The organism is Microbacterium resistens NBRC 103078, assembly GCF_001552355.1.
Taxonomy (GTDB): Bacteria; Actinomycetota; Actinomycetes; order Actinomycetales; family Microbacteriaceae; genus Microbacterium; species Microbacterium resistens.
This window is the reverse complement of sequence record NZ_BCRA01000130.1, coordinates 1-11,983: the sequence shown is the minus strand read 5'-3', so window position 1 is coordinate 11,983 and position 11,983 is coordinate 1. Positions and strand designations below refer to the sequence as shown.

General features: G+C 73.4%; 13 protein-coding genes. 8 read left to right on the top strand and 5 right to left on the bottom strand.

The genetic code is table 11. The features are described 5' to 3' along the window. Positions 1-980 (bottom strand): baeRF2 domain-containing protein (locus tag MR1_RS16830; RefSeq protein WP_067249644.1); only part of this gene is annotated, 980 nt, incomplete at its 3' end. Then, complete coding sequence (locus MR1_RS16825; RefSeq protein WP_067249642.1) at positions 977-1,246, bottom strand: hypothetical protein; 270 nt, start codon at positions 1,244-1,246, stop codon at positions 977-979. The genes MR1_RS16825 and MR1_RS16830, both read right to left, overlap by 4 nt. A gap of 202 nt (positions 1,247-1,448) precedes the next feature. Here MR1_RS16825 and MR1_RS16820 point away from each other — a divergent pair, with 202 nt between their 5' ends. Both MR1_RS16820 and MR1_RS16815 read left to right on the top strand, forming a co-directional pair. Next, positions 1,449-1,667 (top strand): hypothetical protein, encoded by a 219-nt coding sequence (locus tag MR1_RS16820; RefSeq protein ID WP_067249638.1) that lies wholly within the window; start codon positions 1,449-1,451, stop codon positions 1,665-1,667. A 3-nt stretch (positions 1,668-1,670) separates the two neighbouring features. Beyond that, positions 1,671-2,123: a DUF6098 family protein gene (locus tag MR1_RS16815; RefSeq protein ID WP_067249637.1), complete on the top strand. Its 453-nt coding sequence runs from the start codon at positions 1,671-1,673 to the stop codon at positions 2,121-2,123. A gap of 10 nt (positions 2,124-2,133) precedes the next feature. Here the strand turns inward: MR1_RS16815 and MR1_RS16810 are convergent, their stop codons facing one another. Next, a complete protein-coding gene (locus MR1_RS16810) occupies positions 2,134-2,799 on the bottom strand; it encodes a phosphoribosyltransferase (RefSeq protein ID WP_067249634.1) in 666 nt (221 codons plus the stop codon). Between the two features lie 153 nt (positions 2,800-2,952). Here MR1_RS16810 and MR1_RS16805 point away from each other — a divergent pair, with 153 nt between their 5' ends. The 5 genes from MR1_RS16805 to MR1_RS16785 all read left to right on the top strand — a co-directional run bounded on the left by MR1_RS16805 (position 2,953) and on the right by MR1_RS16785 (position 7,141). Continuing rightward, positions 2,953-3,162, top strand: coding sequence for a heavy-metal-associated domain-containing protein (locus MR1_RS16805; RefSeq protein ID WP_067249631.1), 210 nt, complete (start codon positions 2,953-2,955; stop codon positions 3,160-3,162). Positions 3,163-3,199: 37 nt separating this feature from the next. After that, entirely contained in the window at positions 3,200-4,024 is an 825-nt protein-coding gene (locus tag MR1_RS16800; RefSeq protein WP_255218183.1) for a hypothetical protein, read from the top strand. 156 nt (positions 4,025-4,180) lie between these two features. Continuing rightward, on the top strand, positions 4,181-5,653 hold the full coding sequence (locus tag MR1_RS16795; RefSeq protein ID WP_067249628.1) for an MATE family efflux transporter: 1,473 nt from the start codon (positions 4,181-4,183) through the stop codon (positions 5,651-5,653). A gap of 138 nt (positions 5,654-5,791) precedes the next feature. Beyond that, positions 5,792-6,109 carry a hypothetical protein gene (locus MR1_RS16790; RefSeq protein ID WP_067249625.1) on the top strand — a complete coding sequence of 106 codons (318 nt, stop codon included), beginning with the start codon at positions 5,792-5,794 and terminating at the stop codon, positions 6,107-6,109. 123 nt (positions 6,110-6,232) lie between these two features. Continuing rightward, a complete protein-coding gene (locus MR1_RS16785; RefSeq protein WP_067249622.1) occupies positions 6,233-7,141 on the top strand; it encodes a VOC family protein in 909 nt (302 codons plus the stop codon). A 44-nt stretch (positions 7,142-7,185) separates the two neighbouring features. On the opposite strand, the gene MR1_RS16780 is transcribed toward MR1_RS16785, so the two are convergent. Both MR1_RS16780 and MR1_RS16775 read right to left on the bottom strand, forming a co-directional pair. Beyond that, positions 7,186-8,898 (bottom strand): AMP-binding protein, encoded by a 1,713-nt coding sequence (locus MR1_RS16780; RefSeq protein ID WP_067249620.1) that lies wholly within the window; start codon positions 8,896-8,898, stop codon positions 7,186-7,188. A 133-nt stretch (positions 8,899-9,031) separates the two neighbouring features. Further along, positions 9,032-10,003 (bottom strand): acetylxylan esterase, encoded by a 972-nt coding sequence (locus tag MR1_RS16775; RefSeq protein WP_067249617.1) that lies wholly within the window; start codon positions 10,001-10,003, stop codon positions 9,032-9,034. Between the two features lie 192 nt (positions 10,004-10,195). On the opposite strand from MR1_RS16775, the gene MR1_RS16770 reads away from it, so the two are divergent. After that, complete coding sequence (locus MR1_RS16770; protein ID WP_067249614.1) at positions 10,196-11,746, top strand: hypothetical protein; 1,551 nt, start codon at positions 10,196-10,198, stop codon at positions 11,744-11,746. The last annotated feature ends 237 nt before the right edge of the window (positions 11,747-11,983 follow it).

Here is an 11,983-nt window from a genome sequence, read left to right as displayed (position 1 = left end):
GCTTCGCCGGCCGGCACGTCGTCGAGCACGGGCACGTCGTACGCGTCCTGCTCGGTGCGTGCGACCCACGGCTCGTCGCGCAGGGCCCGCAGGCGCGCGTCGAGGTCCCCGATCCGGACGTCGAGGACGAGCGTTCCCGCGCGGGCCCGCTGCAGCGCTTCGACGACGGGACCCATGCCCTCGGCGCCGTTCTGCGCGGCGGCACCCGTCGCGTCGTCGAGCCGGGCGCGCCGGCGCGCGTCGAGGGCGGCGGCGATCGACGCGTCCAGTGCGGTGTCGTCCGCGCCGTCCGCACGGGTGTCCGCGTCCACGACCACCACGCGGGCCGCGGCCGCCCCGCCGAGCTTGTCGAGCAGGAGCCCTCGGGCGCGGACGTCGCCGGTGACGAAGACGTGCACGGGATCGAACGTGCGGACGAGGTCGTCGACGACGCCCGCCACCTCCGCCTGGTTGTGCTTCCACACCTCCTCCGCGTGCCGGTGCAGACGCGGTTGCGACAGGCGTCCCGCGCCGACCTTGGTCATGCCCTCGGTCTCTCCCTCGACCTCCCGCACATCGCCGACGCCGCGGCCGACGTGCTCCTGACGGATCCTCGCTCCGGAGCGCTCGGTCTCCACCACGAGGATGCGAGCGTCGTCCTGGTGGTGCCGCAGCAGCGGCAGGAGCTGCGGCACCACGCCGTGCGCGATCACCTCGGGACCCTTCCGGGGGCCATGGAACGCCTCGTCCGCGACGAGGGAACCGCCCCGGACCAGGATCCAGCGCGACGACGGTGCGGGCGGCCCCGATTCCGGCGCGAGGGCACGGTCGATCGCCTCGGCGTCCTGGTCCGGAGCCCCGGCGGCGCGGAGCCGCTCCCTCAACGAGCGCGACCGGCTCTCGGCCGCCCCCTCCGGCTCACCGCTCGGGCCGTCGACGTACGCCGTGGTCCACGGCCCCTCCTGGCGCAGCGCCTCGCGCACCGCATCCGATACCGTCATCGTCCCTCCCCGTCGTCGGTGTCGTCGGCGTCCGTGTCCTCCGTCGCCGGGTCCGCGGAGGCCGGGGCGTCCCCGGCCCGGGCGCCGTCTCCGCGGAAGGCCTCCCGGGTCTCCTCCGCGTCGGTGTCATCGGGCAGCGGCTCGCTCTCCCGGAACGGCTCGGCGTGCGCGGCGCCGTGCCCCTGCACCATGCCGCGCGTCTCCTGCTTCATCTGGTCGTCGAGCTGCGGACCGTGGGTGGTGTTCCCTCGCTGCGATTCGTCCATGGCGTCCTCCTCGCGCGCCCGTCCGGGCGTCTCATCGTGTGTCGTGTCGACAAGGGCCAGCCACGCTAGGCGCTCGTCGTCCGCGGGTCGACCGGGTTGACGCCGTGGATCCGTGTGGTTAGCTTCGTGCCCATCACCGCCCGGGCCGCTCGGCCCGGATCCGACGGGCGGCGCGGCCGGCGCCGCGCGAGAAGGGAGCGACATGTCCCCCCGCACACCCCAGGGCGACGATCAGGACCTCCGGGCGACGGAGGCGGATCGGCTGGAGCAAGAGCGCCCCTCGACCGAGGACGCCGGCGATCCCGAGGCCCCCGCCCACGAGGAGGAGCCGCCCAGGACCCGGCCGGACGCGAGCGAGGCGGACCTCCTCGAGCAGCGGACGGCCGTCCCCGAGGACGACGAGGACGAGGGTCGGGGGTGACCCGTGTCCGAGGAGGAGCCGACGCAGGAGGACGAGGACGACCTGCCGCGCTGCGGGAGCCTCGACGAGCTGGCGCGCCTGGTCTCCGAGCACGGCGCCCTGCACGTCCGCTACAGCGAGGGCCCCGCGCACGATCGGCGCGAGCGCAGCGTCGACACGGAGAGCGGGCTCGAGCTCCCCGGGCTCTCCGTCAATCCGCTCAGTCCCGAGGCGTGGTGGACGCGGCCTCTCACGCATTGGTTGTCGCGTCAGCTCTGCCAGTACCGCCACCTGCAGGAGAGGATGCCGGAGCGCTACGCCTGGGTGCTGACCGGCGAGGAGGTCGGGCGCGGGCCGGACTGTGAGCCGCTGCTGTCCGAGGTGGTGCCCGTGGCGGTGATCGCCGAGAGCGCCCTGGACGAGGCCGAACGGCTGTACGCGCGGGTGTTCGACCGCGGGCGCGGCCCGGGCGAGTGACGGGGAGCGCTCACGTGCGCGGAACGACGGCGCCCAGCAGCGCGCGCACCTGCTCGTCCGGCGTCTGGTCGAAGAGCTCGTACGCCTGGCCCACCGACATCAGCTCATCCGAGGTCCAGGGCAGGACGAGGTCGTCGGCCGCGTCGTGCAGGAGCCGGGGCGTGTCTCCGAGCGCGATCGGGGCGGCGATGAGCGTCCGCACCGCCCCGCGGTCCCGGACCACGGCGGCGGCCGCGCGCATGGTCGCTCCCGTGGCGATCCCGTCGTCGGCGAGGACGAGCGTGCGACCGCGCACGTCCAGCGGGGCGCGGTCGCCCCGGTAGGCGCGTTCGCGACGACGCAGCTCGGGCTCCTCGAGGGCGACGGCGCGCTCGAAGGCCTCGTCCGCTCCCGCTCCCAGGTGCGCGAGGACCTCCGGGTTGCGGACGGACACGAGCCGCCCGGCGAGGGACGCGATCGCCCCCATCGCGACCTCGGGGTTCCCGGGGAACCCCAGCTTCCGCACGACGACGACGTCCAGATCGCCCCCGGTGGCCTGCGCGATCTCCGCCGCGACGGGGACGCCGCCGCGCGGCAGCCCGAGCACGAGCGGTGCGTCGTGGCCGAGCCGGCGGACCGCGGCGGCGAGCACGCGCCCCGCCTCGGAGCGGTCGCGGTATCGACGGGAGCCGGTCATGCCGCTGACCCTAGGCATCTCCGCATCTTCGCCGGAGGGGGTTGACGCGGAGCGGCACAGGGACGGACGAACATCGGGGAATACCCCCTCGGGGTACTATGTTGTCCTGAGCGCCGGGCCTGCCACGGCCCCGAATCCACGGAGGAGAGAGACATGATCACGACCGAGTACCGGGTCACCGGCATGACTTGCGGGCACTGCGAGCTGTCGGTGCGCGAAGAGGTCGAGCAGATCGACGGTGTGGAGGAGATCGCGGTCAGCGCGGCCGACGGCTCGCTGCGCGTCACCTCCGCCGGCGCCCTCGACGACGCGGCCGTCCTCGAGGCGGTCAGCGAGGCCGGATACGCCGCGGTGCGCGTCTGAGCCGCGACGGAACACGAGAGAACAGGATCAGGAGACGATGAACGGGCAGGCGATGGCGCACGGCGCGCACGGGGGAAGCGGGACGATGACGACGGGCGCGCATGCGGAAGGGCACGGCGCGCACGGCGGTTCGGCGCCCGAGGGGCTCTCCCTCTCGGCGCAGGGGCTCGTGCTCGGGCCGGTGGGGGCGCCGGCCGCTGTGGGGGAGCCGGGGGAGCTCGTCTTCCGGATCCTCGGGGAGGACGGCGAGGCGCTGACGGCGTTCGAGCAGTCCCACCAGAAGGAGCTGCACCTGATCGTGGTCCGCACCGACGGCACGGGGTTCCGTCACGTGCACCCGGCGCTCGACGCCGGCACCGGCACCTGGACCGCCCCGTGGGTCTGGGACGCGGCGGGCACGTACCGCGTGTACGCGGACTTCGCCCCCGCGGGCGCGGACAACGTCACGCTGTCGCGCACGGTGGACGTCGCGGGGGAGTTCACCCCTCGGGCGGCCATGCCGGCCGCCGCCTCGGACGTGGCCGGGTTCCAGGCGACCGTCGAGGGCGCGCTCGTCGCGGGTCAGGCCTCGGCGCTGACGGTGCGGATCCACCGTGACGGGCAGCCGGTGACGACGCTGGAGCCCTACCTCGGCGCCTTCGGCCACCTCGTCGCCCTCCGGGAGGGGGACCTCGCGTACCTCCACGTGCACGCCGAGGGCCAGGCCCCGTCGGACGGTGCCCTCTCCGGCCCGGAGATCGCCTTCATGGCCCAGGCGCCCACGGCGGGCCGCTACCTGCTTTATCTGGACTTCCAGGTCGCGGGCGTCGTGCACACCGCATCCTTCGTGCTCGACGCGCACCCGGCGGCGCACGCCGGCTGAGCACCGCACCGTCGCTCGGCGGCCCCGTGTCCGCGGACACGGGGCCGCCGGCATTCCCGGGCGGACGTAGCGCGCTCTCGAATCGATTCGATACACTGATCGGATCGCTTCTCGCGAGCCTTCCCCCGATCCGTCTCCTTCCGCCCTGGGACCGCTATGTCCACCACCCTCATCACGGGCCGCCCGTGGCGCGTCATCCTCGCGTTCTCCATCCCGCTGCTCATCGGCAACGTGGTGCAGCAGCTGTACCAGTTCGTCGACGCCATCGTCGTCGGCCGCCATCTCGGCGTGAACTCGCTGGCGGCCGTGGGAGCGACGGGAAGCCTGATCTTCCTGCTGATCGGGTTCGCCTGGGGCATGTCGAGCGGGTTCGCGATCCCCACGGCGCAGGCGTTCGGAGCGTCGGACAACGCCGCGGTGCGGCGCTCGGTCGCCACGGGCACGATCCTCACCGGGGCGACGAGCCTGCTGCTCACGGTGGCGGCGCCGCTCATCTCCGGCCCGGCGCTCGCCCTCCTGCAGACCCCGCCGGAGCTCATGGCCGAGGCGACGGTGTTCACCCAGGTGACCTTCCTCGGCGGCAGCACCATCATGTTCTTCAACTACCTGTCCGCGATCATCCGCGCGATCGGCGACTCCCGGACGCCGCTGGTGTTCCTCACCGTCTCGTGCGCGCTGAACGTCGTGCTCGTGATCCTCATGGTCGGGACGCTCGAATGGGGCGTCGCGGGGGCGGCCCTGGCGACGGTCGTCGCCCAGGCGGTCTCGGTGATCCTCTGCCTCGTCTACGTCTGGCGTCGGCTCCCGGTCCTGCACGTGCGCCGCGCCGACTGGCGGGTGAGCCGCGCCGACCTCGCCGAGCACCTGCGTCTGGGCCTTCCGATGGGCTTCCAGGCCTCCATCATCGCCATCGGCACGCTCACCGTGCAGGTCGCCCTGAACACCCTCGGCTCCGAGGCGGTCGCCGCCTACACGACAGCCAGCCGCGTGGACAGCCTCGCCGTCGCCTTCCTGTCCTCGCTGGGGCTCGCCGCCTCCATGTACACGGCGCAGAACCTCGGTGCGCGCCGGCCCGACCGGATCCGCAAGGGCGTCGTCCAGGCGACGTGGATGGCGATCATCACGGCCGTCGTGCTCGGCGCGCTGCTGGTCGCGTTCGGCACGGCGATGGTGCGCGTGTTCATCGGCGAGGGCTCGGACGAGGTCGTGCACGACGCGAACCTCATGCTCATCATCAACGGCCTGAGCTACTCGTTCCTCGGCGTCCTGTTCGTGCTCCGAGGAGCGCTGCAGGGCCTCGGTCACACCCTCATCCCGACGGTCACCGGCGTCATCGAGCTCGTGATGCGCGTCGCGGCGGCCGTCGTGCTCGGCGCGCTCATCGGCTTCGTCGGCGTCGCGCTGAGCAACCCGCTGGCATGGATCGGGGCGGCCGCCCTGCTCATCCCGGCCTACGTGAAGGCGAACCGCGAGCTGGCGAAGCTCCCGGTCGACCCCGTGGAGGTGACCCCCACGACGGCGATCCCCGTGGTCGGGCCCACCGACGGGTCCATGGTCGTCGACGCGGTCATCACCGCGCCGGTGCCGATCGTCTCGGCGCGTCGGCGGCTCTTCCGCGCGCGCCGCTGACCGCTCGACCGACCGGAGGCCGCACGGATCATCCTTCCGGCGGATGCCGGATGGCACCTGCGGCGGATGCCCGGGCGCCGGCCGCTTCGTAGCGTGGAACCACGGCGCCATTTCGGGAAGAGCGCCGAAGGAGGATCCATGACCTCGCTGGCGGTGGCGGGCGCGTTGTCCACGATCTTCGTCCCGATCGGTTTCGCCGGGGCGACGTGGGCGGTGATCTGCGCGCTGGTGGCCGGCTTCGCCCTGGCCCGCGGATCGGCGGGCCTCTGCGGCGGGGCCGCGGGTCTGTGGATCGTCGGGGCGCTGCTGAGCGTGGCGTCGGCGTTCACGAGTGAGTGGTCCCCCCTGCTCGTGTCGCTGGCCGCGCTCGCCGCAGCCCTGACCGTAGGCGGCCTCGTCCGCGCCGGCATCGCCGCGCGCCGGGCCGCCTCGGGTGAGGAGCACGCCTTCGGGTAGGCGCCCTCCTCACCCGTCCTCCCCGCGCGGGCCTTCCTCCCCGCGGCCGTCCTTCCCGCGCGGCCTTGTGCGGGCGATCCGGCGGGATCACCATGGACCCGGGGGAGTGATCGAGGAGGCGGCATGGCCGGTCAGCGCATCATTCCGAACATCTGGTGCCATCGCGTGGCGGAGCAGGCGGGCGCGTTCTACGCCTCCGCACTGCCCGGGACGACCGCGGAGGTCACGGCACGGTATCCGGACGAGGGGCTGCGCGAGCCGCAGCGGGGCTTCGCCGGTCTGCCGGTCACGGTCGACGTCCGGATCGGCGAGTACCGGATCACGCTCATCAACGCGGGAGACCAGTTCCGGCCGCAGCCGTCGATCTCGTTCCTGCTCGCCTTCGACCCGCGCGACGACGACGGGGACGCGTCGGCGACGAGGCGGCGGGTCACCGCGGTGTGGGACGCGCTGAGCGAAGGCGGCACGGAGCTCATCGCGCTCGGCGCGCATCCGTTCAGCCCCTGGTACGGCTGGATCGAGGACCGGTACGGGGTGAGCTGGCAGCCGATGATCGTCCCGCCGGAGGGCGAGCGGCGTCCGTTCGTCACCCCGCTGCTGACGTTCGGCGGCGCCGTGCAGAACCGCGCGCGCGAGGCGATGGATTTCTACACCGGCCTGCTCCCGGACTCCCGGATCCTCTCCGTCGTCCCCCACACCGAGCCGCGGGGCCCGGCCCGACCCGGCGACGTCCTCTTCGCACGGTTCCGGCTGGCGGGGCAGGATTTCGCGGCGATGGACTCCGGCACCTCGCGGACCGTGCCGTTCGACGGCGGTGTCTCCCTGGAGGTCCGCTGCGACGGGCAGGCGGAGATCGACCGGCTGTGGCGTGCGCTGTCGGCCGTGCCCGAGGCCGAGGCATGCGGATGGTGCACGGACCGGTTCGGGGTGAGCTGGCAGGTGGTCCCGTCCGACATCGGGGAGCTCCTGCAGCGCCCGGACGCGTTCGCGCACCTCATGTCGATGAAGAGGATCGTCATCGACGAGCTCTGACGTCGCGATGCCGGCTCCGTTCCCCTCCCTGAGCCGACCGGTTCTCAGCGATGGTCGCGGTCGTGGTGCTGACCGGAATCCTCGCCCGACGCGACCCGCTCGGCCTCCCGCGCCCGCAGCTCCACCCGGCGGATCTTGCCGGAGATCGTCTTCGGCAGCTCCGGCACGAACTCGATGATCCGCACCCACAGATGCGGGGAGAGGTGTGCGCGGGCGTGCGCGAAGATCGATCCCGCCGTGCGCACCGGATCCTCCGCGCCCGCCGCGGTCAGGCACACGTAGGCCTTCGGCACGGCCAGCCGGGTGGGATCGGGGCTCGGCACGACGGCCGCCTCCACGACGTCGTCGTGCTCGAGGAGCACGGACTCCAGCTCGAACGGCGACACCTTGTAGTCGGACGCCTTGAACACGTCGTCCGCCCGCCCGACGTAGGTGAGGTACCCCTCCTCGTCCCGGGTCGCGATGTCGCCGGTGTGGTGGAAGCCGCCCGCAGCCGCCGCGGCGGTGGCCTCGGGGTCCGCGTAGTACCCGGCCATGAGCCCCAGGGGCGCCGCGGACAGGTCGAGGGCGATCTCCCCCTCCCGCTCGGCGGGCTCGCCGGTGGCGGGATCCAGCAGCACCACGGGGTACCCCGGCAGCGGGCGCCCCATCGATCCGTCCTTCACCGGCTGGCCGGGGGAGTTCCCGACGCAGCAGGTCATCTCGGTCTGGCCGAAGCCGTCGCGGATCGTGCCGCCCCAGGCGGTGCGCACGCGGGTGATGACCTCCGGGTTCAGGGGCTCTCCCGCTCCGACCAGCTCGCGCGGCGGGCGGGTGAGCCGTGTGAGGTCGGCCTGGATGAGCATGCGCCACACCGTCGGCGGCGCGCAGAACGTGCTCACGTGGTGGGTGTCCATCACCCGCATGAGCGTGTCGGCGTCGAAGCGGTCGTAGTCGTAGACGAAGACGGTCGCCTCGGCGAGGAACGGGGAGTAGAAGCTCGACCAGGCGTGCTTGGCCCATCCGGGCGAGGAGATGTTCAGGTGCACGTCGTCCGGTCGCAGGCCCAGCCACCACATGGTCGACAGGTGACCGACGGGGTACGACACGTGCGTGTGCTGGACGAGCTTGGGCCGGTTGGTCGTGCCGGACGTGAAGTACAGCAGCGCCGTGTCGCCGGCCGGCGTCGGCGCGTCGGGCACGAACTCCGCCGCCGCGGCGTCGGCGGTCTCCGCGAACGCGAGCCAGCCGTCGGGGACGACCTCGCCCACGGCGATGCGGAGGACGTCCGGCCGGATCCCCGCCAGACGGTCGGCCAGCTCCCCCCGGGTGACGATCGCGCGAGCGCGTCCGTGCTCGGCGCGGTACGCGAGGTCCGCCGCGGACAGGAGCGTCGAGGTCGGGACGGCCACGGCGCCGATCTTGGTGAGGCCGAGCATGGTCTCCCACAGCTCGATGGTGTTCCCCAGCATCACGATCACGTGATCTCCGCGTCCGATGCCGGCCGTGCGCAGCCCGTTCGCGACCTGATCCGAGCGTTCGGACAGTTCGCCGTAGGTCCATGTGCGGGCGCGGAGATCGGCGGAGACGATCTGCACCGCGGGGCGGTCGGGCTTCTCGCCGGCGATGACGTCGAACCATTCGAGCGCGAAGTTGAACTCCGTGAGCTCGGGCCAGCGGAAGGCGGCGCGGGCGCCCTCGTAGTCGGTGGCGTGCGCGAACAGCAGATCGCGCGCCGCGCGGATCGCGGCGGTGGCGGCGGTGGCGGACCGGGTCATCTCAGCTCCTTCGGGGACGGCCCTTCCATCCTGGCCCTCGCGCCCCGGGGTGACGGCGTTTCGGGGCGCGTCGCGGGTGTTCGGGGTCCGTCCTCCTACCCCGATCCCCCGGATCACACCCCGAAACGCGGGCTCAGCGCGCGAGCTGATCGGCGAGGAAGGCCGTCTGGCGCTGCCACTGCACGCCCAGCCCGCCCTCGTGCTCGTTGAACGGGTACTCGACGATCTCGGAATGACCGCCCCAGTGGTTGTGCGCCGCGTAGACCGTGGACGGCGGGCACACCGGATCCATCAGCGCCGCGGAGAACAGGGAGGGCGCGGTGGCGCGGCGCGCGAAGTTCACGGCGTCGAAGTAGGACAACGTCTCGAACACCGTCGAGACGGCGCCGCGGTGGACGGACAGATACCGCACGATCTCGTCGTAGGGATCCCGATCGGTCAGCCCCACGGCGCGCTCGAAGTGCGAGAGGAACGGGACGTCCGGCATGGCGGCGACGAGCCCGGTGCACAGGCCGGCGGCGGCGATGGCGATGCCGCCGCCCTGGCTGATGCCGGTGACGGCGACACGGGCGGGATCCACGCGATCCAGTGTGCGGATCGCGTCCACGGCGAGTACCGCGTCGGTGAACACCCGCCGGTAGTAGTAGTCGCGCGGATCCTCGATGCCCCGCGTCACGAAGCCCGGGACGGACGGCCCGGTGCCGTGCGGATCCGGGGTGCTGCCGCCGGTGCCCGAACGGCTGCCCTGGCCACGGGTGTCCATGATGAGGTGCGCGTAGCCGGAGGCGGACCATCCCAGGCGCTCGTGGGGGAGGCCCCGACCGCCGTTGTACCCGATGAACTCGACGACCGCGGGCAGCGGCTCGACCGCGTCGGCGGGCAGGAGCAGCCAGGCGCACACCGGATCCCCGTCGAAGCCGGAGAAGGTCACGTCCCATGCCTCGACGACCTGCAGCGGCGAGTCCACCCGGCGAAGGCGCGGCGCGGACGCCTGGGCCCGGGCCTCGGTCAGGGTCTGGTCCCAGAAGTCGTCGAAGTCGGCGGGCTCGGCGACGTCGGGGCGATAGGCGCGCAGCTGCTCGGGCGGCAGGTCGAAACGGGGCATGTCGGATCCTTCGCGTGGGTGTGAGCGGCAGACTACCGGGCGGCGCGCCGCGGCTCCGGATGCATCGCGGCCGGATGAGCGGTGCGCCGGATGAGCGGTGCGCCGGAGCGGGCGGGGCGTCCGCGGGCCGCGGCGGGCGCCGCGGTCTAGGATTCCCCTGACCGGCGAGGACGCCGGATCGGGGGGTGGAACATGCGTGGGATCCGTGCGCTGGCGGTGCTCGCCGCCGTCGTCCTGCTGAGCGGCTGCGGGGTGCTGCCGACCCTGACCGGTCCCGAGCCGACGCCGTCGCCGCTCACGATCGAGCCGGTGCTCAACGACGACCGGGACGCCGACGCCGTCGCGCAGGCGATGGCGTCGCTGGATCCGTGCGCGCTCCTGGATCCGGCGCTGGTCGCCGGGCGGGAGCGGGAGCCGGAACTGCACCACTGCCGGATCCCGGGGGTGCTGAAGGTCGACACGTGGGCGTCCGCGCCGGCGTCGCAGCGGTTCTGGGAGGAGCGCGCGGACCTGGCCGGGGCCGCCGCCTACCGGAACACGGCGCTGTGGGAGTGGTGCGAGATCCGGCTCCCGGTCGACTTCGCGCACGCGATCGTGTTCGCCCAGGACCCGTCGCAGGGCGCCTACGACTGCGCCGAGCCGATCGCGTTCGCCGAGGCGGCGGTGAAGGCGCTGGGAGCGGATCCGTCCTCGCTGCGTCATGCCGATCCCCGCGACGGCCTCGTCGCCTGCGACGTCTTCGAACAGGTCGTCGGACCCGCCGCCGACGGCACCGTCCTCGCCCCGCGCAGCGGCCTGGACGAGGGCCTCGGCGACTGCGGGATCTGGAAGGACTCCGGCGGGGTCGGCTTCACGAGCGTCACGCCCGAGTCCGGACTCAACCTGCGCCGGAGCCCGGCCCTCGCGGATCTGCGCGCGAACTACGGGTGGGCGGAGTATCCGACCGAGACGCTCGCGGACCGGGAGGTCCTGATCTGGTACGCCGGGGGCGACGAGGACTGCCGGATCATGTGGGATGCGTGGGCGTCGCCGGCGGCGGCGGGGACCCGTCAGCCGGTCGTCGGCGCGACCGCGTCCGCGCGCACGTGCGACGAGGCCAGGGAGCTCGTCGCGGAGCTCGCCCCGGCTCTCGACCGCGCGAAGCCGGCCGATGCCGACCTCGACGGCCTGCTGTACGCGGCGGACGAGCCGGACACCGCGGCGACCGGCGTGTGCGTCGACGTCGAGCCCGGGTCGCCGTGTGCGGAGGCGGTCGAGACCACGGTGCCCGACGCCGCCGCGGAGGTCATCGCCTGGGGGGAGAGGGATCCGAACGTCCTCTGCACGGCGGCGTGGGACGCGGTGCGGGAGGCGCTGGGCGAGGAGCTGAGACCGGCCGTGGTCGCCGAGCGCGACGGAACGGACGACCCGGAGCCGATCTGCATGTTCGTGCGTCCTCGCCACGACCTGGTCGTGCGGATCCAAGCGACCGACGAGGAGCTCCGGTACGTGTTCGGGGACGGCGACGAGACGACGATCGCGGGCCGTGCGGCGACCGTCAAGAGCGAGGCGGAGTTCTCCCGGGCCGTGATCGCGGTGGGCGAGCCGGAGGAGCCCGGCGTCCTGCGCATCACCGTCACCGCGCTGCCGGACCGCGCCGACGGCCGCTGGGACACGGCGCCGGCCGACACGGCGCCGCTGGACGACTTCGAGGACGACGCCGCGGCGATCGCGGAGGCGGTGCTCGGCCCGGCGGGACGCTGAGGCGCGGGGCGCTCCCGCCGCCCGTCCAGCGCGCACGGAGGCGGCATTCAGGAACACTGATGCAGAATCGTTACCTTGTGCGCCCGGCCCGAGGGCGCCGGCCGCTTGCGAGCGGCGAGGAACACCCGAAGGATCGTCACGCCTCCCATGCCCGAGACCCTGTCGCCCACCCCTGCCCTCCGCCGGACCGAGACCGCGCGCCGCCGCGCGCACAGCCGCGCCCACCGCACCACGGCC